15 protein-coding genes are annotated in these 22,130 nt (G+C 65.0%); 2 read left to right on the top strand and 13 right to left on the bottom strand.

Annotated features, from left to right (window positions below; all coding sequences use genetic code 11):
* Window positions 1-4 precede the first annotated feature (4 nt).
* From murD to dinB, 10 genes are all read right to left on the bottom strand, one after another.
* The gene (gene murD, locus ACT3S2_RS07720; protein WP_444561494.1) at window positions 5-1,546 is read right to left on the bottom strand and encodes a UDP-N-acetylmuramoyl-L-alanine--D-glutamate ligase; all 1,542 of its coding nucleotides are present in this window, start codon (window positions 1,544-1,546) and stop codon (window positions 5-7) included.
* Entirely contained in the window at window positions 1,528-2,634 is a 1,107-nt protein-coding gene (mraY, locus tag ACT3S2_RS07715; protein WP_444554402.1) for a phospho-N-acetylmuramoyl-pentapeptide-transferase, read from the bottom strand. Before mraY ends, murD begins: the two co-directional genes overlap by 19 nt.
* Window positions 2,631-4,109 (bottom strand): UDP-N-acetylmuramoyl-tripeptide--D-alanyl-D-alanine ligase, encoded by a 1,479-nt coding sequence (locus ACT3S2_RS07710; RefSeq protein WP_444554401.1) that lies wholly within the window; start codon window positions 4,107-4,109, stop codon window positions 2,631-2,633. The genes mraY and ACT3S2_RS07710 overlap by 4 nt, the downstream gene beginning before the upstream one ends.
* 12 nt (window positions 4,110-4,121) lie before the next feature.
* Window positions 4,122-5,780: a UDP-N-acetylmuramoyl-L-alanyl-D-glutamate--2,6-diaminopimelate ligase gene (locus tag ACT3S2_RS07705; protein ID WP_444561493.1), complete on the bottom strand. Its 1,659-nt coding sequence runs from the start codon at window positions 5,778-5,780 to the stop codon at window positions 4,122-4,124.
* Entirely contained in the window at window positions 5,774-7,594 is a 1,821-nt protein-coding gene (locus ACT3S2_RS07700) for a peptidoglycan D,D-transpeptidase FtsI family protein (RefSeq protein ID WP_444554399.1), read from the bottom strand. The genes ACT3S2_RS07705 and ACT3S2_RS07700 overlap by 7 nt, the downstream gene beginning before the upstream one ends.
* A 63-nt stretch (window positions 7,595-7,657) precedes the next feature.
* Complete coding sequence (locus tag ACT3S2_RS07695) at window positions 7,658-8,359, bottom strand: hypothetical protein (protein WP_444561492.1); 702 nt, start codon at window positions 8,357-8,359, stop codon at window positions 7,658-7,660.
* A gap of 2 nt (window positions 8,360-8,361) precedes the next feature.
* Window positions 8,362-9,354, bottom strand: a complete 993-nt coding sequence (gene rsmH, locus ACT3S2_RS07690; protein WP_444554397.1) for a 16S rRNA (cytosine(1402)-N(4))-methyltransferase RsmH — start codon at window positions 9,352-9,354, stop codon at window positions 8,362-8,364.
* Window positions 9,355-9,523: 169 nt separating this feature from the next.
* Entirely contained in the window at window positions 9,524-9,955 is a 432-nt protein-coding gene (mraZ, locus tag ACT3S2_RS07685) for a division/cell wall cluster transcriptional repressor MraZ (protein ID WP_444554396.1), read from the bottom strand.
* 480 nt (window positions 9,956-10,435) lie between these two features.
* Complete coding sequence (locus ACT3S2_RS07680; protein ID WP_444561491.1) at window positions 10,436-10,801, bottom strand: DUF3040 domain-containing protein; 366 nt, start codon at window positions 10,799-10,801, stop codon at window positions 10,436-10,438.
* 172 nt (window positions 10,802-10,973) lie between these two features.
* Window positions 10,974-12,173, bottom strand: a complete 1,200-nt coding sequence (gene dinB, locus ACT3S2_RS07675; RefSeq protein ID WP_444554394.1) for a DNA polymerase IV — start codon at window positions 12,171-12,173, stop codon at window positions 10,974-10,976.
* A gap of 73 nt (window positions 12,174-12,246) precedes the next feature.
* Between dinB and ACT3S2_RS07670 the strand changes: the two genes are divergently transcribed.
* Window positions 12,247-13,353 carry a polyprenyl synthetase family protein gene (locus tag ACT3S2_RS07670; RefSeq protein ID WP_444554393.1) on the top strand — a complete coding sequence of 369 codons (1,107 nt, stop codon included), beginning with the start codon at window positions 12,247-12,249 and terminating at the stop codon, window positions 13,351-13,353.
* Window positions 13,354-13,383: 30 nt separating this feature from the next.
* Here the strand turns inward: ACT3S2_RS07670 and ACT3S2_RS07665 are convergent, their stop codons facing one another.
* Entirely contained in the window at window positions 13,384-13,716 is a 333-nt protein-coding gene (locus ACT3S2_RS07665) for an Rv2175c family DNA-binding protein (protein WP_444554427.1), read from the bottom strand.
* Between the two features lie 226 nt (window positions 13,717-13,942).
* Between ACT3S2_RS07665 and ACT3S2_RS07660 the strand changes: the two genes are divergently transcribed.
* Complete coding sequence (locus tag ACT3S2_RS07660) at window positions 13,943-15,721, top strand: LysM peptidoglycan-binding domain-containing protein (RefSeq protein WP_444554392.1); 1,779 nt, start codon at window positions 13,943-13,945, stop codon at window positions 15,719-15,721.
* A gap of 77 nt (window positions 15,722-15,798) precedes the next feature.
* On the opposite strand, the gene ACT3S2_RS07655 is transcribed toward ACT3S2_RS07660, so the two are convergent.
* Entirely contained in the window at window positions 15,799-17,265 is a 1,467-nt protein-coding gene (locus ACT3S2_RS07655) for a sensor histidine kinase (RefSeq protein ID WP_444554391.1), read from the bottom strand.
* A 3-nt stretch (window positions 17,266-17,268) separates the two neighbouring features.
* Window positions 17,269-22,092, bottom strand: a complete 4,824-nt coding sequence (locus ACT3S2_RS07650) for an NAD-glutamate dehydrogenase (RefSeq protein WP_444554390.1) — start codon at window positions 22,090-22,092, stop codon at window positions 17,269-17,271.
* Between the last annotated feature and the right edge of the window lie 38 nt (window positions 22,093-22,130).

The raw sequence follows: 22,130 nt of genomic DNA, 5'->3' as shown, positions 1-22,130 counted from the left end.
CTCCTTAGTTTTCTTCGTCCTCCATGAGCCGGCCGACCGCTTCGATGAAGGCGTTGCCGCGGTGGGCGTAGGACGTGAACTGGTCCATGGATGCCGCCGCCGGCGCCATGAGCACCGTGTCCCCGGCCTCGGCGATCCGCGCCGCGGCTTGAACAGCCGCTTCCATGACCGACGTTTCGCGTTCCTGCCGATCCGAACCATCTGCTGTCTGTGTACCAGTTTCGCCTACCGGCGCCTCGATCACCTGCACCGTGGGCGCGTGTCGCCGCAATGCCTCCTGCAGCGCGGAGGTGTCGGTTCCGATGAGCACCACGGCTCGGAGTTTGTCGGCGAAGCGCGTCACCAGTTCGGAGTAGTCCACTCCCTTGGACAGCCCTCCGGCGATCCAGACGACCGAGCCGAAGGAGCCCAGCGATGCGGCGGCGGCATGCGGGTTGGTGGCCTTGGAATCGTTGATCCACAGGATGTCGTCCCGACGGGCGACGGCCTGGATGCGGTGGTCCCCGCCTTCATAGGCGTGCAGTCCCCGGCGGACGGCTTCCGGTTCGACCCCGTAGGCGCGGACCAGCGCCGCGGCAGCCAGCGCATTGGCGACCATATGCCGCGGTGCCACTCCCCCGAAGTCCTCCAACGAGGCCAGTTCGGCGGCCGAATCACCGCGCTCGGCGATGTAGGCGCGGTCCACCAACAGATCGTCGACGACCCCCAGCATGCTGCGCGCGGGGACCGAGGTGGTGAAGCCGATGGCCCGGCATCCCTCGACGACATCGGCGTCTTCGACCATTTTCTCGGTGATCGGTGCCTCCACGTTGTACACCGCGGCCACCCGGGTGCGTTCGTAGATCCTGGCTTTATCCGCCTGGTACTGCTCGAAGGAGCCATGCCAGTCCACATGGTCCTGGGCGATGTTCAACACCACCGAGGCCAGCGGCGAGAGGGTGTGGGTGTAGTGCAGTTGGAAACTGGAGAGCTCGACGGCGATCACGTCATACCCCTCGGGGTCGCGGACCGCATCGAGGATGGGCGTGCCGACGTTGCCGGCGGCGACGGCCCGCAGCCCGCCCGCCTGCAGCATGGCCTCGGTCATCCCCACGGTGGTGGTTTTCCCGTTCGTCCCGGTGATGACCAGCCATTCGGCGGTCTTGCGCCCTTCACGGTGGTTCACCCGCCAGGCGAGTTCGACGTCGCCCCAGATCGGCACCGAGGCTTCGGCGGCAGCCCTCAGCAGCGGGTGATGCGGTGGCCAGCCCGGTGAGGCGATGACCAGATCGGCGACCCGGCCGTCGATGGTGGGCAGTCCCTGGGTGTGTTCCGGGCCCAGCAGGACGTCCCGGGCACCGACGATCTTCAAGGTGTCGGCCCGCTGGGCGCTTTCCTCCCCGGCGCCGGTATCGACGACGACGACGGCGGCCCCGAGCTCGATCAGGGTATCGGCGGCGGAGAAGCCGGTGACGCCCAGCCCGGCCACCACGACCCGCAGGCCGCTCCAGTCGGCGTCCCAGCTGGTCAGATCGTCCAAACGCACGTTCACAGTCCCAAAACCCATTCGCCGTAGAAGAGACCCAAGGCAACGGCGACGCACAGTCCGCAGATGATCCAGAAGCGCACGACGACGGTGACTTCGGCCCACCCCTTGAGTTCGAAGTGATGCTGCAGCGGAGCCATCAGGAAGATTCGTCTGCCGCCGGAGAGTTTGAAGAAGCCGACCTGGATGATCACCGACAAGGAGATGATCACGAACAGTCCGGCGAGGATGATCAGCAGGACCTCGGTGCGTGAGAGCAGCGCGAAGGCCGCCACGGCACCACCGATGGCCAGTGAGCCGGTGTCCCCCATGAAGATCTGTGCCGGGGAGGTGTTCCACCACAGGAACCCGATCAGGGCCCCGGAGAGGATCGCCGCGAGCAGGGCCAGATCCATCGGGTCGCGGACTTCGTAACACACCGACCCGATCGAGCGGGAGGATCCACAGGCCTGGTTGAACTGCCAGATGCCCATCAGGGTGTACGCACTGAAGACCATGATCGACGCCCCGGTCGCCAGCCCGTCCAGGCCGTCGGTGAGGTTCACGCCGTTGGTGGCCGCGGTGACGATCACATTCGCCCAGATGATGAAGAGGATGGCCCCGATCAGCGGGCCGAAGAACGCCAGATCCAGGGCGGTGTCGCGCGTGAAGGACAAATGGGTGGAGGCCGGGGTCAGACCCTTGCCGTTGGGGAACTTCAGTGCGAGGATCGCGAAGGCGATCCCCACGATCGCCTGCAACAGCAGTTTCTGCCAGGCCCGGAGCCCGAGGCTGCGCTGCTTGGAGATCTTGATGTAGTCGTCGAGGAACCCGACGAAGCCCATGCCGGCCATCAGGAACAGCAACACCAACCCACTGGCCGAGGGGCCGGGGGCATGGTCGGCGAGCAGGCCCAGGATCCCGTGCGTACCGAAATAGGCGACGAAGACGGCCGCGACGATGACGGCACCGCCCATGGTCGGCGTCCCGCGCTTGGTGTGGTGCGAGGTCGGACCGTCGTCCCGGACGAACTGGCCATAGCTGCGCTTGGTCAGGACCTTGATGAAGACCGGGGTTCCGGCAAAGGACAGGACCAGGGCGATGGCTGCGCCCATGATGAGGGAGATCACCGGGGATCCTCCGTTTCGAGCGCGCTGGTGGCACCGTTCGAGCAGGTAGTGGAAGCCACCCTGTCGCCCAGGTGGCGTAGACCTGCGGAGTTGGAGGACTTGAACAAGACGATGTCTCCGGGTTCCAGCTGGTCAGCCAACAATGCCTCGGCGTCGTCCGGGGTCTCGACGTAGTACGCCTCGTCTCCCCAACTGCCTTCGAGCACTGCCGAGTTGAAGGCGGCCTTGGCTCCTTGGCCGACCACCACCAGCTTCTTGATGTTGAGCCGGACCGCGAGGCGGCCGACCAGGTCGTGTTCGTGGATTGATTCGGGGCCGAGTTCGAGCATCTCGCCCAGGACTGCCCAGGTGCGGCGGGCGACTCCCGCCTCCGAGGGCAGACCGAGTTCGGCCAGCGTCCGCAGTGCGGCACGCATCGATTCGGGATTCGCGTTGTAGGCGTCGTTGACGATGCTCACGCCGTCGGCACGGTCGGTGCGTTCCATGCGCCACCGGCTCGCCGGCCCCCGGTCCTGCAGGGTCGCGGCGATCGTGGAGCCGTCGATGCCCACGCTGTACGCGGCGGCCGCGGCGGCCAGCAGGTTTGAGACGTGGTGCCGTCCGATGAGTCCGCTACGGATCCGGTGGCTTCCACCGTCGGGCAGGTCGAGCGTGAATTCGGGGTAGCCGCCCTCGGCGACCACGATGTCGGTGGCCATGACCGGGGCCCGGTTCCCGCCGTCGTCCATGGCGAATCCGAGGATCTCGGCGTCGGTGCGTGTCGCCATGGCGGCGACCCGCGGGTCGTCGAGGTTCAGGATGGCGGTGCCGTTGCCAGGCAGTGCCTCGACCAATTCGCCCTTGGCCCGGGCGATGTTCTCCACTCCGCCGAATTCGCCGGCGTGGGCGGTGCCCACACACAGCACGACGCCGGTGTCCGGGTGGACCATGTCGGTCAGGTAGGTGATGTGGCCGATGCCGGTGGCACCCATTTCGATGACCAGGTACCGGGTCTCGGCCGTGGCATTGAAGACGGTCAGAGGGACGCCGACTTCGCCGTTGTAGGAACCGATGGGAGCCACCGTGGGCCCCGAGGTCTGCAGGATCGATGCGAGCAGGTCCTTGGTGGTGGTCTTCCCGGCGGAACCGGTGATGCCGATGACCCGGGTCCCGCCGGCCCGCAGCCGCTCCACGAGATGGGCCGCCAGCGCGCCCATGGCGATGACCGCATCGTCGACGATGACCGCCGGGTGCACGGCCCCTGCCGTATCCAGTGTCTCGTGCTCGGCCAGGGCCAGGATGGCGCCTGCGGCGAAGGCCCGGTCGATGAAGTGGTGGCCGTCCGATACCTCGCCGGGTTTGGCGACGAAAAGGGTCCCGGTGGCGCACTCCCGTGAGTCGGTGGCGACACCGCTGACGGTGGTTCCGGGATCGGCGGTGGCCGTGATGCGCCCACCGGTAATGGACGCAATGTCGGCTGTGTTCAGTTCAATCATGGCTCTTTGACTTTACCCGTTGGCCGCCGAGTCGGTGGAACCGTCCTCGGCGGGGCGCGGGCTATGCCCTGCGGCGAGCAATGCCTGACGCAGTTCCACCCGGTCGTCCAGGGCCACGTTCACGCCGTTGACTTCCTGCCAGACCTCATGCCCGCGCCCTGCCACCAGGATGGTGTCCCCGGCCCGCGCCATCGCCACTGCGGCCACGATCGCGTCCGCCCGCGGGAAGATCTCGGCGGCCTGGCTCCCCAGTCCCTCGGCTTCGATGGCCTCCAACGCCCCGGTCAGGACATCCCGGCGGATCCCTCCGGCTTCCTCGTTGTGGGGATCATCATCCGTGATGATCACGACATCGGCGTGTCGGGCTGCGACGGCCCCCATGGTGGGGCGTTTGGTGGCGTCCCGGTCCCCCGTGGCCCCGAAGACGACGATGACCCGTGAGTCCGGATGTTGTCCCCGCACGCCTTCGATGGCCCGTTCGAGCGCGTCTGAATTATGGGCGAAATCGACGACGGCTGCCGGGGAATCACAGATGACCTGCATCCGGCCCGGCACCGCGACGGTCAGGGGGTCGGAGGCGTCCAGGACCCGTTGGAGGTCTTCCAGGGCGATGCCTGCGACATGGACCATCAGCAGGGCCAGGGCGGCGTTGGAGACATTGAAGAGCCCGGGCAGGCCCGTGTGGGCGCGCAACCGTTCCCCGTCGGGACCGTGAATTTCGAATTCATGACCGAGACCGTGCTGGGCGATGCCCTGGACGCTCCACGCCCGACCGGGCAGCTGCTCGTCGGCTCCTGCCCCATCACGGGGAACGGTCCGCAGGGTGGACACCTCGGCGGTGCTGGAGCGCGCCATGCGACGACCCCAGGCATCGTCCACCGTGATGACCGCACGGGCACTCCGCTCGGCGGCGAAGAGCCGGGACTTGGCCTCGAAATAGGCCTCCATGCTGCCATGCAGGTCCAGGTGGTCCTGGGTGAGGTTGGTGAAGCCCGCGACCCCGAAGGCCATGCCTCCGACTCGTTCATAGTCGATGGAATGGGAGGAGACCTCCATCGCGACCGTGTCCACCCCGGCCGCCCGCATCCGGGCCAACAACGCATGCAGTTGCGGGGCTTCCGGTGTGGTCAGCACGCTGGGGATCCGTGTTCCGTCGGCGAGGATCTCAATGGTCCCGATCAGCCCGGTCCGCTGGCCCAGCGCCCGCAACAGCGAGGTGATGAAGTACGTCGTCGTGGTCTTGCCGTTGGTTCCGGTGACACCGATCAGGCCGAGCCCGGGCTCCACCGATCCGTACAGGATGGCGGCCACGGGTCCCACGGAGGCCCGCACGGAGTCCACCACCAGCACCGGTAGGCCGGTGGCCGCCGCCCGTTCTTCACCGCTTTCGTCGGCGAGGATCGCCCCGGCTCCGGAATTGGCGGCTGCGGTGCAGTAGTCGGCACCATGGCTTCGTGCCCCGGGAACCGCTGCGTAGAGGTCCCCGGCCAGCACGGCTCGTGAATCGAGGCATACCCCCTGGACCACCGTGCCGCCGTCACCCCGGAGCCGAGGCGTGATGCCGTGCTCGGCCAGGCGACCGGCCAGCTCGTTCAGGGTCAGACGAGGAGCCTGGTCGGGACGGAACGCACGTTCGGCGTCCTGGGGGGTGGGGGGCACTGTGTTCACCATGCGTATTTCTGCTTCTTTCCGACGAAGACCTTATAGGGATCGGGCTTATCGGTGGTGGGTGGGACGTTGTAGCTGTTGAGGGTCTGGGACATGATCGAGGTGAACGTGTCGCCCACACTGAAGCTCTCCCAATTGCCCTTGGGCCGCTGCATCGTCACGACGACCAGGTACTTCGGGTCGTCGATCGGCGCCATCCCGGCGAAGGAGCTGGTGTAGCCGTCGAGTTTGCCCGTCGGACCGGCGGCCTGACCGGTTCCGGTCTTGCCCCCGACGCGGTATCCATCGATGTCCATGTCATACCCCGTGCCGTCGGTCACCACGGTCTCCATCATCCGCCGCATTTCCTTGGAGGTCTTCTTGGAGATGACCCGCTTGCTCTTGACCTCCTTGCGCTCGTGTTCGGTCCCGTCCGGATCCGTGTAGGACTCGATGAGCGAGGGCTCGATCTGGACCCCCTGGTTGGCGATCGCCTGGAAGATGCGGGCCGTGTGCAGGGAGGTCAGGCTGTAGCCCTGGCCGAACATGGTCGTGTACTGCTGGCGGCGGTCCCAGCGCTCCGGGGGAACGAAGATGCCCTTGTTGACCGGAACCCCGATGTCGAAGCCCTGGCCGATGCCGAACTTCTTCATCCATTCGTAGCGTTGTTCGTTGCTGAGCTTGCTGCCGACCATCGTGGTGCCGGTGTTGTAGGAGCGCGCGAAGATCCCCGCCGTGGTCATGTCCAGGGTCTCGTGCTTCATCGAGTCGTGGATGGTTTCCTTGCCGATGGTGTATTCGTTCGGGACGGTGAAGTGGTCCTTGGGCTTCACCACGCCTTCCTCCAAGGCGGCCGCGAAAGTGGCGGCCTTGCCGGTCGAGCCGGGTTCGTAGGCCTGCGACACCGTGGTTGAACGACGGAACTTGGCGTCCGTGGCTCCCGGGTCCGCCGGATCCACCGTCGTCGAATCCGCCAGGGCCCGGATCTTGCCGGTGTCCACCTCGACGACCACCGCGTTGACCCATTCGGCGTTGAACTGCTTCTGCTTGGCCATCACCGCTTCCTGGGCGGCCCACTGGATATCGCTGTTGATCGTGAGTTTGAGGTCCTGGCCATCGACCGCCGGCTTTTCCTTGAGCGTCGCCATCGGAATCCTGACCCCATCGGCGGCGATCTCGAAGGTCTTGGTCCCCGCTTCACCGGCCAATGCTTTGTTCTGGCTCAATTCCAAGCCCTCGGCCCCGGTCTGGGAGGTCCCGTCCTCGCTGGACCGCAGAAAACCCAATACCGAGCCGGCGACGGTGCCGTTGGGGTATTCACGTTCGAAGCGTTCCTGGCTGGTGATCCATGGCAGCCCGATCTTCAGGACCTTGTTGCGGGTTTCGGGGGTCACCCCTTTGGCCACGACGGAGTAGCCCTTCTTCTTGGCCCCCTCATCGCCGATGATGGAGGTCTTCAGCGTGTCCTGATCGATGTCCAGGGTGGCCGCGAGTTCCTTGACGGCGTCTTCGGTCTGCACGACGTCCCGGCCGCCGTCACCGTCCTTGCGCTTGAACGAGTCCTTAACCTGGCGCTGGTCGACCACCAGGTCGTAGCGTTCAAAGCTGGCAGCCAGGATCTTCCCGGATGAGTCCAGGATCTTGCCACGCACCGGCTGCTGGTCCGTTTCGCGGATCCGCTGGCCGGTGGCCGCCTCCGCAGCAGCCGACGGATCGAGCCCCTGCACCAGGAAGAGCCGTCCGCCGAGCAGGACCAGCATGACCATGGCAAGGGCCAGGCCCGTCCGCAGACGGCGCGGCTCGGTGTGCTTTGATTTCCTGGCGGGCGGCCTGGCCATAGTTCATTCCTTGGGTTGCTGATCGGTTCTTCTCGAGGTCCGTACCGAACAGGACTCGCTGCCCTACTGTCCGGAACCCTGCTGCGCCGGAGCCGGGATGGTTCCGCCGTTCAGGTCCTCGCTCGAAGCTTCGTCGGTCTTCTTTTGTGTCTTGCTCTCGGCCTCCGAGGCGCCGTCGGTGACTGCCTTGCCCTCGGGGGCGATGTTGCTTTGCTGCTCCGCGGCTTCGGACTTCGTGTCCGCCACCGTCTGTTTCTTGGCCTGGTCTTCAGGGACCGCCGGTGTCGGTACATGGGCGGAAGGAAGCTTTCCCTTTTCCGCGGCCGTGGACTTTCCGGCGATCTTCTGGGTGTCCAGATTGATCGAAGCCACCGTTCCCGGGGTGACCATACCCAATTCTGCCGCCTTGACTGCCACATTCTGGGGAGCTTGAAGGTTTTGGAGCTCCTGTGTCAGCGCTTCGTTCTGCTGGCTGAGGGCCTGTTCCTGGCCGCGGAGGCTCACGATGTCGTACTGGGAGTTGGCCACATTGACGTTGATGACCAGGACCCCGACCAGCGCCGCCAGCAACAAAGCGAAGCAGAACACGGCGAATCCGGCGCGTCGGCTGCGTTTCGTGGCCGGGACCAGGGACAGCGGTGTGCGCGGCTTGGGTTCGGAACGAGGAAGGGGCGTCGGAGCCAGTGCGCGGGCGTTGGCACCGACGGTGCTGCCTGCGGTGCTCTGCCGTGCGTGAACTGCACGCGTCTGGGTTGCGGTGCTCATGTTCAGCTCCTCTTCAGGATTCGTTCCACCGCGCGGAGCTTGGCTGATGCCGCGCGGGGGTTTTCGTCGATTTCGATGTCATTCGGCTTCTCGGTTCCCTTGGTCAGACTCCGGAAGCGGGCCTTGTGCTCCTCCAGCTCGACCGGGAACCCGAGGGGGGCCGAGGACTTGGAGGCCGCGGCGAAGTGCTTCTTGGCCAGCTTGTCCTCGAGCGAGTGGTAGCTCATCACCACCACCCGGCCCCCGATGTTCAGCACGTCCATCGAGGCCGGTAGCGCCCGGTCCAGCACATCGAGTTCTTCGTTGACCTCGATACGCAGGGCCTGGAAGGTCCTTTTGGCGGGGTGTCCCCCGGTGCGGGCGGCCCCGGCCGGCACGACGCTGCGGATGCTCTCCACCAACTGGCCGGTGGTTTCGAAGGGGCGCATCCCCCGGTCCCGGACGATGGCCGACGCGATCCGACCGGCGAACTTCTCCTCACCCCAGGTGCGGATCAGGCGGACGAGATCCGATTCGGAATAGTCGTTGACCACATCGGCGGCCGTCGGTCCGGTCGAGGTGTCCATGCGCATGTCCAGTGGGGCATCGAAGGAATAGGCGAAGCCGCGTTCGCGCTCATCGAGCTGCAGCGAGGAAACCCCCAGGTCGAACAACACGCCATCGACGCCGTCGAAGCCCAGGTCCTCGACCACATCATCGATTTCGTCGTAGACCGCGTGGACCAGATCGGTCCGGTGGGAGAACGGCGCCAACCGCTCCCCCGCCAAGGCCAGTGCCTGCTCGTCGCGATCCAGCCCGATCAGGTGAAGCTGGTCGAAACGACGCAACAGCGCCTCGGAGTGCCCGCCCATGCCGAGCGTGCAATCAACGACGACGGCCCGTTCGCGCTGGTCGATCCCTGCCTGGATCGACGGCGCCAACAGCCCTACACAACGTTCGAGCAGCACCGGTACGTGCCGCTCGGATGTGGGACGGGGTGTGATGTCGTCGGTCATGCCCTGTCCCCTTTCAGCGTGTCACAGCTTGCAATCGTGGTGTAGGGATTGGGCCAGATCCCCCTCCGCTCCGATCCTCATCGGCCTGGCTCCGGGGAAGTGGAGCCAGGATGATGCTGACGGGCGGCTGGAGATCTGGTCCAACCCCACCGAGCGCTTCCAGCGGTTGCTAGAAAATGCCCGGCAGTACTTCTTCATCTGTCTCGGAGAACGTGCTCTCCTGTTCTTCGAGGTATTCGTTCCAAGCCTGGGTATCCCAGATCTCGGCCCGGGACCCCGCACCGATGACGGTGACCTCACGGTCCAGTCCGGCGTAGGCGCGCAGTGCCCCCGGGATGGTGACCCTGCCCTGCTTATCCGGCATCTCGTCAGAGGCGCCGGAGAGGAAAACGCGGATGTAATCCCGCGCCTGCCGCGAGGACAACGGTGCCTGACGCATCTGCTCATGCACGTTCTCGAATTCCCGCTGGCTGAAGACGTAGACGCAGCGTTCCTGCCCCCGGGTCAGAACCAGCCCGTTCGCCAGTTCATCGCGGTATTTGGCAGGAAGGATGATGCGCCCCTTTTCGTCAAGACGCGGCGTGTACGTCCCGAGGAACATACGCACCGCCTTCCCGTCATCAAGGAGCTACGTTCACCCCGTCATCCCCCATCACCTCTACAGTCCCCCACTTTACTCCACAAAGCCCCACTGTCAACGACAGACGGTAGTTTTACCACCAATAGGGCAAATTCTTTTCCTTGCAATCAGAGGGAAGCAGGCCCGTGGTGAGGAGTGGAGGGAATTTGGTATACAAGAGCGCGCCGGACGGGAAAAAGCCCGAAAAGATGCGCAATCACGGGCTGTGCGCCCTCGCCGGGATCCTGGTGGGGCAAAGTGGAGGAACCCGGTGGCGGGAAGTGGAGGACGGCGCGGAGGGCCACCGGAGGGGATGGGCCCGCGGGGGTGTGGCGTTCACCACGAGGTCGTGGCGCCCTGAGGGCACAAAAAAAGAGCGCCGGCCGTGATGGCCTGCGCCCTGCGGTGGCTAGGGTCCTTCTTCGGGCCTGGTGGCCAGGCCCGACGACTAGTTAGTGATCGTTAGTGCTCGTCCCGATGACGGGCTTCCCATTTGGATTCAAGATCCGCCATGAATGAGCTCTTCTGCGGTCCTGACCTGGTTTTGCCCTTGCCGACCTTGCCGAAGGCATTCTTCGAAAAAGCGACATAGACCCCGATGCACATCAGCGCGAAGCCCAGGACACCGACCGGGATCCATTGGCTGGAGACACCCAGCAACAGAGCGATGATGCCCACGACTCCGATGATGGCGCCGATGGCGATGTTCCGCGTGGAATAGCCGCCGGGTGCGGCGTTTGACTTCATCGAGGAGGCAAACTTGTGATCCTCGTGCAGTTGCTTTTCCAGCTGCTCGAGCAAGTGCTGCTCGTGTTCGGAAAGTGGCATGATCCCTTCCCCAATCCCTCGTGTCCGTCGGTCTCCGTCCGGAGAACCCCTATATATAAGTCAACGGTTCCCGCAACTGCATTGTTCCCGCTGCCGCAAGTACGTCCAATTACTTTTTCGCTACCTGTGGTCCGTCAAGGATAGTCTGCATTTCCACCACCGGGAAGTCGAGTTATGTTTCCTCCTCGGGTGGGTTCTCCGGTGGGCGCATCAGGGTCGCCGGCTGCAGCGATCCGGCGGGGAACCTCTGCCGGATGCGATCCATGGTTTCCTCGGCCTGACGCCAGTTTCCGTCGCTCCGTTCGAAGCTCAATTGGATGCCGCCGTCGGCATCGGAAAGTTGTTCCACCCGGATGCCGATGAGACGAACCCCTTGCGGTCGTTCTCCGATCCCGGCCAGCAGTCCTTCCGCAGCCGCCAGCAGTACCTGCGCGGAATTCGTGGGCTGCACCAGTCGACGGCTCCGAGACATGGTGGTGAAGTCCGAGTACCTGAGTTTCAGGGCCACTGTCTGGCCCTGGCGCTCCGCCTCGCGGAGTCTTTGGGCCACGCGGTACGCCAGGCGCAGCAGTTCCCGCTTCAGCGGCGCCTCTTCATGGACGTCGACGGCGAAGGTTTCCTCGGCACCGATGCTCTTCTCCACCCTGACCGGTTCCACCGCACGGTCGTCCCTGCCCCAGGCGAGGGCATGGAGGTGGAGGCCATTGGAACCAAGCAGCCGTTCCAGCGTGGCCAGCGGGGTCTGGGCCAGTTCGCTCACCATCGAGATCCCGGCCCGGGCCAACACCTCCTTTGTCTTGGCCCCCACGCCCCACAGGGCTTCGACGGGAAGGGTGTGCAGGTAGGCGACCGTGTCCTCGGGAGCGATGCGGAGCAATCCGTCGGGCTTGGAACGGGTCGAGGCCACCTTCGCCACGTATTTGTTCCTGGCGATCCCCACGCTGGCCGGAAGGCCCAGTTCAGCGCGGAACCTGGCCCGGATCATGCGCCCGATCTCCAGTGGTTCACCCAGTCGACGCAAGCTGCCCGTGACGTCGAGGAAGGCCTCGTCCACGCTCACTTGTTCCACCAGGGGGGTGATCTCGGCGAAGACCGACATGATGCGTTCAGAAATGAGGCGATAGGAAGCCATGTTCGGCTCGATGACCGTGGCCTTCGGTGCCATCCGCATCGCCGTGCCCATCGGCATCGCGGACCGGACGCCCAGGCGACGGCACTCATAGGATGCGGAAAGCACCACCGAACGCCCCCCGGGGTTTCCCACGATGACCTGGCGCCCCTTCAATTCCGGCCGCGTCAGGAGCTCGACGGAGACATAGAAGGCATCCATGTCCACATGGAAGACCGTGCGCGGCGTGGGGGCTTCGACCATGTCACCAATTCTACGTAACTGCTCCGACAGATAGAATGGGACCGTTCCCAGCCCACCCCACACAACGGACGTCATGAATCCCACTGAAGCCCCCGGGCCCTTCCCCCGGCCCCCCCGCGCCGAGGACACCGAATTCATCAAGCGCCTCGACTCCATGCTGGCGACGTTCCTGTCGGAACAGCGGGATATCGTGACCGGAATCTCGCCCACCGCCGTCGATCTCGTCGATTCGGTCGAAACCCTCATCCAGGGCGGCAAGAGGCTTCGGCCGCGATTCGCCTGGTGGGGTTATGCCGGGGCCGGTGGGGATCCCGCCGACGAGGCGATCATCAGGGCGGCCGCGGCCCTGGAACTGTTCCAGGCGGCGGCCTTGATCCACGATGATGTCATCGACCGGTCCGCGACCCGACGCGGCCGACCCAGCGTGCACAAATCCTTTGAATCCACCCATTCCCGGCTCGGCTGGGCCCGGGACGGAGCACGTTTCGGGGAAGCAGCAGCCCTCCTGGCCGGCGATCTCTGCCTGTCGTTCAGTGAACAGCTCTTCGCGACCGCCACGGACGCCGGTTCGCCGGCGCGGAGGATTTTTGACGGCATGCGCACCCAGGTCATGGCCGGGCAGTATCTCGACGTCCTGGAGGAGTCGGCGGGGCCTTCGTCATCCGATAGCGACGTCCTTGAACGGGCCCGGACGATCCTGAGATATAAATCAGCCAAGTACTCCACCGAGAACCCCCTGCTCCTCGGGGGCGCCCTGGCCGGGGCCGACGACCACCTGCTGGCCGGCTACTCCGCCTTCGCCTTGCCGATCGGCGAGGCCTTCCAACTCCGCGACGACGTGTTGGGCGTGTTCGGAAACGCCGAGATCACCGGGAAACCTGCCGGCGATGATCTCCGCGAGGGCAAACGCACCGAAATGATCGCCCACGGGCTGCTGCTGGCCTCTGAGGAAGACCGCGACTTCATCCAGAACCGTCTGGGGGCCGATGACCTCACAGCGGCGGAAATCAATCGCATGATGACGGTCCTCACCGATTGCGGGGCGCTGGCAGCGACCGAGGGGAGCATCGCCGCACTCTCGGCGCAGGCCTTCGATGCGCTCGACGTCTTATCCGTCACCGATCAGATCCGCGAACAGTTGCGCGCGCTGGGAAAGGCCGTCACCGAGCGCACGGCCTGAGCACCACCGCCGCCCGCCCGGGCGCCGCTGCTACCAGCCGAGGGCCTGGGCCCGGCGCCTGATCTCCGTCTTCCGCCCCTCACGCAGGGCCTGGATCGGCGTACCGGGCAGCGATTCATCGGGGGTGAAGAGCCAGCTGATCAGCTCCTCGTCCGTGAATCCGGCGTCGCCCAGCACCGTGATGGTGCCCTTGAGGCTATCGATGATCCGCCCCTCCAGAACGAATTCCGCCGGAACGGAGCGCACCTTGCGTGCGCCCACCCGCAATTCAACGATCGAGCGTTCGTCCAACAGACGGTGCACGTCCTTGATCGAGACGTCCAACGCCTCGGCTAGGTCAGGCAAAGACAACCATTCGGTCACGAGATTATTAAGAGAACTCACCACACAAGAATGCCACAATCCGTGCTCTCCCCGTCGCAATGCTCAGGTGACGAGCCACTTAAGACTTTTAGGAACGCATCACATGGTGTAAATTCACATGAGTCACAGTTGCAACATAGGTCACACGAGTATCGCGAAGCCCTGCCTGGCTTCAACTCGATGGTGATCTCTTCGGCCAAGGCCGTCGCGATCAGAGGATGTCTACATGCCCGAGCACCGCACCAGCGGCGCGCGTTCCTCGAACGTCTTCGTTCAGGGAGCCCGCAACCGTTCCATTTCCGGAGCCGTCGCAGCCGCGACGATTCCCGCCGTCGTCCTGTCAGGTGTGGCAGCAGCCGCCCCCGCAGCCGCCGTCGAGGCTCCCACGTCCACAGCACTTCTCACCCCGAAGACCGCGACTCCCGCGAACATCGCGGCCGCCCAGCAGCGCATCGCCGCCCATCTGGTGGCTTCACAGCTGCCGACCCGCCTCACCGTGGCCGCAGCGCCCGCCAAGAAGGTGACCGTCAAGTCAGGCGATACCCTCTCGGGCATCGCCCATCGACACGATATGCCGCTGTCGAAACTCCTCAAGGCCAATAAGCTCAAGGCCAGCGATCTGATCTTCCCCGGCCAGAAGCTCAAGCTCTCCGGTGGATCGTCCTCCTCCAAGTCCAGCTCGAGCTCCTCCAAGAAGAGCTCCAGCGGATCGGCGTCGACCTACACGATCAAATCCGGGGACACCCTCTCGGCGATCGCCGAAAAGGCGGACATGGGCCTGTCCAAGCTGTTGGCGGCCAACAACATGAGCATGTCCACGATCATCTACCCGGGCAAGAAGCTCAAGCTCTCCGGTGGGTCCTCCTCCAAGTCCAGCTCGAGCTCCTCCAAGAAGAGCTACAGCGGATCGGCATCGACCTACACGATCAAATCCGGAGACACCCTCTCGGGCATCGCCCACAGCAAGGGCCTCTCCCTTTCGGCCCTGCTGAAGACCAGCGGACTGAAGTCCAGCTCCATGATCTACCCGGGCCAGAAGATCAAGCTCTCGGGGGGCTCCTCGAACTCGTCCAAGTCCAGCTCGAGCTCCTCCAAGAAGAGCTCCAGCGGATCGGCGTCGACCTACACGGTCAAATCCGGGGACACCCTCTCGGCGATCGCCGAGAAGGCGGGCATGGGTCTGTCCAAGCTGTTGGCGGCCAACAACATGAGCATGTCCACGGTCATCTACCCGGGCAAGAAGCTCAAGCTCTCCGGCTCCGCCTCTTCCTCCTCGAAATCCAGCTCGGGTTCCTCCAGCTCGTCGAGCTCGACGAAGAAGAAGACCAGCAGCACCTACACGGTCAAGTCCGGGGACACCCTTTCCGGTATCGCCGGCCAGGCGGGGATGGGCTTGTCCAAGCTCCTGTCGGCCAACAACCTGAACAACTCCTCGGTCATCTACCCCGGACAGAAGCTCAAGCTCTCCGGCGGGTCCCCGGCCTCCTCGACCTCCTCGACCTCGTCGACCCGTAAGCAGCTGGTGCCGGATACCTTCCTGCACTATAAGTACCCGGCCGGCACGGTGAAGTCCGCGAACGACAATAAGTACACGCTGCTCTCGCGCAACCTCCCCTCACGGTCGGAAATGCAGTCGATCATCAGCAGCACGGCACGCAAGATGGGCGTCGACCCGTCCCTGGCCCTGGCCCACGCGTACCAGGAGTCAGGCTTCAACATGGCAGCGGTCTCCCCCGCCAACGCCATCGGTGCCATGCAGGTCATCCCGACCTCGGGTGACTGGGCGTCACAGCTGGTCGGCCGGAAGCTGGACTTGCTGAACCCCTACGACAACGCCACGGCGGGGGTTGCCATCATCCGTTCATTGCAGCGCACCAGCAGCAACGTCGAAGACGGCATCGCCTCCTACTACCAGGGGCAGGGCTCGGTGAAGCGCAATGGCATGTACAGCGATACCAAGACCTACGTGAAGTCGGTCAAGGCCCACCAGAAGAAGTTCAACTGATCAATCCCGGGTCCCCATGACGCCGGCCGGTCCCTTCGGGGACCGGCCGGCGTTTTTCCTGTTCACGGGTGCGCCCCTCAGCTGCGCAGCGGCAGGTCCAGGATGACATCCGTGCCGCTATGGGTTCCCGGCTCCCATTCGATGGTCCCCGCCAGTTCGCTGGTCACCAGGGTGCGAACGATCTGCAGTCCGAGTCCGTCCTTGCGGGGCTCCGAGCCCAGACCACGACCGTCGTCGGAGACGACCACGCGCAGCCGTTCGGTGCCATCGGCGATGGTGCGTCGCACCGCGTGGAGGCTGACCGTTCCGTCCTGCTCGCCCAGGCCGTGTTCGACGGCGTTGGAAACCAACTCGTTGATGACCAGCGACAGCGGGGTCGCCAGTTCGCTGGGCAGCCCGCCGAAGGATCCCGACCGTTCGGTGTGAACCACTTGACCAGGTGAGGCCACTTCGGCGGCCAACCTGAACTGGCGGTCGATCAATTCGTCGAAGTCGACACTCTGGCTCAGGCCCTGGGACAGCGTCTCGTGCACCAGGGCAATCGTGGCCACCCGGCGCATGGCCTGCTCCAGACCCTGCTTTCCGTCTTCGCTGACCATGCGGCGGGACTGCATGCGCAACAGCGCGGCGACGGTCTGCAGGTTGTTCTTCACCCGGTGGTGGATCTCCCGGATGGTGGCATCCTTGGAGACCAGCTCCATCTCGCGGCGGCGCAACTCCGTCACATCGCGACAGAGCACCAGGGCCCCGTATCGCTTCTTGCCATCACGTAGCGGGATGGCCCGCAGGGACAAGCTGACCCCGTTGGACTCGACCTCGGTGCGCCAGGGCATCTTGCCGGTGACGACCAATGCGAGGGCCTCGTCCACGAGGCGGCGGTCCCTCAGGAGACCGGTGGTGACCTCCGCCAGTGAGCGGCTCTCCAGGGAGTCGACCCCCCCGAGACGGCGATAGGCCGAGACCCCGTTGGGGCTGGCATATTGCACGATTCCCTCGGCGTCCAACCGGATCAGCCCGTCACCGACGCGGGGAGCCCCGCGTCGGGAGCCGGTGGGTGTCGCGAAGTCCGGCCACAGGCCCTGCATGCCCATGCGTAGCAGATCGGTGGCGCATTGCTTATAGGTCTGTTCCAGCCGCGAGGCCACCCGGGAGTTGGACAGATCCTGGTGGCTGGTGACGATCGCCAGCGTCCTGCCGTTGCGCACCATCGGGAACGCCTCGATGCGCATCGCCGACTCCTGCGTCCAATGCTCCTCCCCTGCGCGTTGGGATTCCCCGCTGGTCCAGGCCTGCTCGACCAGGGGGCGCAGGTCCTTGCGGATCCGCTCCCCCACGAAGTCGCTATGGAAGACGGTATGGCTGGTGGAGGGACGTACATGGGCCAGAGCCACATACGTCCCTCCGGCCGAGGGATGCCAGAGGACCAGATCGGCAAACGCCAGGTCCGCGACCATCTGCCAATCCCCCACCAGCAGGTGGAGCCATTCCTCGTCCCCGGGCCTGAAATCGGCGTCGTCCCGGACCGGATCGGTGAAGGTCGCCAAGAGCTACCGCCGCACGATCGAACGCAGCAGGCGCAGTGCCACCGATAGTGAAGCCATGTCATCGCGTTCGAGGCTGTTGACCTCATCGAACATGTTCTTCGCCCGGGCCAGGTTGTCGGCGTTCTGTTCTTCCCACTCCACGACCCGTCCCTCGGGATCGACCACCTCCGGTGCGGCCTGCAACGCCGCTCCGGTGATGTCCACCGCCGTGGAATACAGATCGTCCCGCAGGGCGGCACGGGCCAGCGCCTGCCACCGGTCCCCCCGCGGGAGCCGGGTGATGCGTTCGAGCAAATTGTCGATGCCGAAACGCGCGAAGACCACGTAGTAGACGGCTGCGACCTCGCGGGCCGGCAGTCCCCGGTCATGGGCGGCCTGGGCTATATCCAGCAAGGCAAAGCCCTCGAACTGCAAGGCCCAGCGCGAGGCAAGATCCTCGGGCAGGCCCCACTGGATCCCGTTGTCCTTCCACCGGGCCACCCGCTCGGCGTCAACGCCGCGCAGCAGGTCCCCCAGTTCGGCCTGCAGGGCGGTGACCGTCGGCTCGAAGGCCTCGATGTCCTGCTGGATGCTCGTCCCGGAACCGACATGGGAGATGAACCAACGCGTGGCCCGGTCCAGCAGCCGGCGCATATCCAGTTGGATGCGGCACCAGTGCTCGACGGGGACGCTGGCCGGCAAACCGGTCACGGCGTCCACGAAGTCATCCAGGGCGTAGATCTCCCGCAGGGCCACGAATGAACGGGCCACGGCTTCCTCGGAAGCGCTGGTCTCCTCCAGCACCCGGAACGCATAGGTGATGCCACCCATGTTGACCATGTCGTTGGCCACCACGGTGCTGACGATCTCCCGGCGCAGCGGGTGGGCCAGGACATCCTCGGGAAACTTCTCCGAAAGCTGCACCGGGAAGTACTCGCGCATCGTCCGGTCGAAGTACGGATCATCCGCCAGCGTGGTCTGCGCCAACGCCGTGGCCAGCTGGATCTTCGAATAGGCCACCAACACGGCCAGCTCGGGAGCGGTCAGTGACTTGCCCCCGGCCAGGCGTTCCTCCAGTTCCTCCGTACTGGGCAGGAACTCGAGCTCGCGGTCCAGATCGGCATGCTCCTCCAACCAGTCCATGAGCCGTTCGAAGCTCGGGCTCCATTCGGAGAGATGCTGCTTGTCGTTGACCAGCAGGATGTTCTGGTCGACGTTGGTCCGCAGCACCAGCCGCGCGACCTCGTCGGTCATCGAATGCAGGAAGTCCGCCCGCTCGTCCTCGGGCAGCTTTCCGGCAGTGACCATCCGATCGATCAGGATCTTGATGTTGACCTCGTGGTCGGAGCAGTCCACCCCGGCGGAGTTGTCGATCGCGTCGGTGTTGAGGATGACCCCCTTCAGCGCTGCTTCAATGCGTCCGCGCTGGGTCATGCCCAGGTTTCCGCCTTCGCCGACCACCCGGGCCCGCAGATCCTTGCCGTCGACCCGGATCGCGTCGTTGGCACGATCCCCGACATCGGTGTGGGATTCCGTGGAAGCCTTCACATACGTGCCGATGCCACCGTTGTAGACCAGATCCACTGGCGCCGACAGGATGGCGCGCAGCAGGTCCGGGGGCGACATCGACGTCGTCCCTTCCGGCAGCCCCAACACGTCCCTGACCTGGTCGGAGATCGGGATGGACTTGGACTGGCGTGGATAAACACCCCCGCCTTCGCTGATCAGCGAGGTGTCGTAGTCGCCCCAGCTCGAACGCGGTAGCTCGTATAGCCGCTGGCGCTCGGCGAAGGACGGCTTCGGATCCGGATTCGGATCCAGGAAGATGTGCCGGTGGTCGAAGGCGGCAACCAGTTTGGCGTGCTCGGAACGCTGCAGCCCGTTGCCGAAGACGTCCCCGCTCATGTCGCCGATGCCGGCCACGGTGAATTCCTCCGTCTGGGTGTCGATTCCCAGTTCGAAGAAGTGCCGTTTGACCGACTCCCAGGCGCCACGGGCCGTGATGCCCATGGCCTTGTGGTCGTAGCCCACCGATCCGCCCGAGGCGAAGGCGTCGCCGAGCCAGTGGCCCCGGGCCAGTGAGATCTCGTTGGCGGTATCGGAGAAGCTGGCCGTGCCCTTGTCGGCGGCGACGACCAGGTAGGTGTCGTCGTCATCCAGGCGCACCACGCGGTCCGGGACGACCACCCTCTCGGTGTCACCGTCCCTGACCAGGTTGTCGGTGATATCGAGCAGGGCCGAGATGAAGATCCGATAGGCGGCCTTGCCTTCCTCGATCCAGGCATTGCGATCCACCGAAGGGTCAGGCAGGTTCTTCGCGAAGAAACCGCCCTTGGCGCCGGTCGGGACGATCACGGCGTTCTTGACCATTTGTGCCTTGACCAGCCCCAGGACCTCCGTCCGGAAGTCCTCCCGGCGATCCGACCAGCGCAGGCCACCGCGGGAAACCTTGCCGTAGCGCAGGTGCACGCCTTCGACGCGGGGCGAATAGACCCAGATTTCGTATTGCGGCCGCGGGAACGGGGCCCCGTCGATCCGCCCTGGTTCGAGCTTGAAGGACAGGTGGATGGTGTCCTGGTAGTAGTTGGTCCGCGTGGTGGCGTCGATGACGTTGACGAAGCGGCGCAGCAGCCTGTCGGCGTCAAGGGTCGCCACGTGTTCCAGCCCGGTCTCCAGCGCGGCCCGTGCCGCTGCGGTGCGACGCGTGCGTTCGGCGTCATCGAGATCCGGGTCGAAGGTGCCCTCGAACAGGTCCACGAGGGCCTCGGTCACCTCCGGGTTGGCCAGCATGGTATCGGCAATGAACCCATAGGAGTTCGAGGCACCGAGTTGGCCCAGGTACTTGGCGTACGCCCGCAGGACCGCCGTCTCCCGCCAAGACAGGCCCTGAGCGAGGATGAGCCGGTCGAAGGCGTCGGATTCGGCCCGTCCCACGAAGACCGCACCGTAGGCCTCGGTGAGCAGGTCACTGGTTTCGAGCGGGTCGATGCCCTCCGGATACTTCAGTCCCAGGTCGTAGAGGTAGAACTTCTTGCCGTCGCGTCGTTCGATGGCGAACGGCTTCTCGTCGACGACTTCCAATCCCTGGTGGGACAGCACCGGAAGGATCCGGCTCAAGGACAGCGGTTCGGTCAGGTACAGGTTCAACCGGGCATCCACGCCATGCTGGTCGGCCACGTTGGAGGGGACGTAGACGTGGAGCACGGGGCCTTCGTGCCCGGGCTCGTCATAGGTGGAGAAGCGTTCGATGTCATCGAGTGCGTCCTCCACTTCGAAGTCCACGCGGTAGGCCTGCGGGAAGGCATCGGCCCAAAGCCGGGACATCTCGGCGGCTTCGCCTCGCTCGAAGCGACTGCGCACCTCCTCGTCCACTCCCTCGCCCCAGGACCTGACGGCCCGGACGAGCCGCTGTTCCAGCTCCTCGCGGGAAACCTCAGGCGTCTGCTCACCCAGGGGCAGTCGGACCCGATAGAACAGCCGCACCAGGGCGGATTCGTTCATCTGTACTTCGTACTCGGTGGAATCCGAGGCGTAGGCCTTCTTCAGTTCCTCCTCGATGCGCAACCGGACCGCCGTGGTGTACCGATCGCGGGGCAGGAAGACCAAGGCGGACATGAACCGTCCGTAGATGTCGGGCCTGAGGAACAAACTGGTGCGACGACGTTCCTGCAGCCTGAGGATCCCGGTGACGATACGCAGCAGGTCCTCCGTTTGGATCTGGAAGAGTTCGTCCCGGGGGTAGCTCTCCAGGATCGTCAACAAGTCCTTGCCCGAATGGGAATCAGGGGCGAATCCCGAGGCCTTGAGCACGCGCTCGACGTTATCGCGGGCCACCGGGACGGTCCGGACCGGGCGGGTATAGGCACTGGTGGCAAAGAGGCCGATGAAGCGTCGTTCGCCGGTGACGTTGCCCTGGGCGTCGAAGCTCTTGACCCCGATGTAGTCCAGGTAGACCGCGCGGTGGACCGTGGAGCGTGAATTGGCCTTGGTGATGACCAGTGGACGCTTTTCCCGGGCCTTGTCCCTCCCCAGTTTCGTCAGTTCCTGACGGAGCATGGTGGTGCCCGACCGGCGCATCAGGCCCAATCCGCTCTCGGAACGCACGTGCAGGACATCCTTTCCGTCCTCCACGGCCAGATCGTATTCGCGGTATCCCAGGAAGGTGAAGTTGCCTTCGTCCAACCAACGCAACAGCTCGGCAGCGCTATCCAGATCGGGGATCTCGTCGTTGACATCTGCCAGCGAATCAGCGATTTCGTGGGCCTTGGCACGCATCGGCGCCCAGTCCTCCACGGCGTCGCGGACATCGGACAGGACTTGTTCCAGGCCCTCGACCAATGCGGTGACCCGCTCCGGTTCCGGCGTCCCGGCGATTTCGATGGCGATCCATGATTCGACGGTCGATTTACCGGTCTGGTCCATGAAGGCGGAAAGGTCCGGCAAGGCAGCAGTATCGCCCGATGATGTGGCCTCGGCGGTGTTGACCGGTTCGATCGTGGTCGCAATTCCCTCCTCGTCCCGATGGACCAGGAACGTCGGGTGGACGACCAAGGTGATGCCTTGTTCCTGCTGGACGATCTCCGCGGTGACAGAGTCGACCAGGAAGGGCATGTCGTCGGTGACCGCATAGACGACCGCACGGTCCTCCTCCAGATCCACCGCGACCTTCGCCCGTCCCCGGTCCCGCTGGTGCCCGAGGCCCAGATGCACCCCGACGCGGTTCCGCAGCTCCTCCGGTGGATACGTTGCCGCATCCTCCGGTGAAAGGTGCCCGTAATAGGCCTCGGCGAACTGGGGGGTGTTGGTCTCGGCAATGAATCCTGTAGGACTGCCCGACTCCGACGACATCAATTAACGCCTCCGTAAAAGGATGAGGACCGCGCCTT

This window comes from Arthrobacter sp. AOP36-A1-22 (assembly GCF_052377615.1).
GTDB lineage: Bacteria > Actinomycetota > Actinomycetes > Actinomycetales > Micrococcaceae > Arthrobacter_H.
Note: the sequence above shows the minus strand (reverse complement) of the source record. Positions and strands in the feature narration are given on the sequence as shown.

Bases quoted from the DNA above. Each gene is read 5' to 3' on its own strand.
- ACT3S2_RS07695 (WP_444561492.1), bottom strand. From the start codon at position 8,359: ATGAGCACCGCAACCCAGACGCGTGCAGTTCACGCACGGCAGAGCACC.
- ACT3S2_RS07710 (WP_444554401.1), bottom strand. From the start codon at position 4,109: ATGATTGAACTGAACACAGCCGACATTGCGTCCATTACCGGTGGGCGC.
- dinB (WP_444554394.1), bottom strand. From the start codon at position 12,173: ATGGTCGAAGCCCCCACGCCGCGCACGGTCTTCCATGTGGACATGGAT.
- ACT3S2_RS07705 (WP_444561493.1), bottom strand. From the start codon at position 5,780: ATGGTGAACACAGTGCCCCCCACCCCCCAGGACGCCGAACGTGCGTTC.
- ACT3S2_RS07660 (WP_444554392.1), top strand. From the start codon at position 13,943: ATGCCCGAGCACCGCACCAGCGGCGCGCGTTCCTCGAACGTCTTCGTT.
- ACT3S2_RS07650 (WP_444554390.1), bottom strand. From the start codon at position 22,092: ATGTCGTCGGAGTCGGGCAGTCCTACAGGATTCATTGCCGAGACCAAC.
- murD (WP_444561494.1), bottom strand. From the start codon at position 1,546: ATGGGTTTTGGGACTGTGAACGTGCGTTTGGACGATCTGACCAGCTGG.
- ACT3S2_RS07700 (WP_444554399.1), bottom strand. From the start codon at position 7,594: ATGGCCAGGCCGCCCGCCAGGAAATCAAAGCACACCGAGCCGCGCCGT.
- mraZ (WP_444554396.1), bottom strand. From the start codon at position 9,955: ATGTTCCTCGGGACGTACACGCCGCGTCTTGACGAAAAGGGGCGCATC.
- ACT3S2_RS07670 (WP_444554393.1), top strand. From the start codon at position 12,247: ATGAATCCCACTGAAGCCCCCGGGCCCTTCCCCCGGCCCCCCCGCGCC.
- ACT3S2_RS07680 (WP_444561491.1), bottom strand. From the start codon at position 10,801: ATGCCACTTTCCGAACACGAGCAGCACTTGCTCGAGCAGCTGGAAAAG.
- rsmH (WP_444554397.1), bottom strand. From the start codon at position 9,354: ATGACCGACGACATCACACCCCGTCCCACATCCGAGCGGCACGTACCG.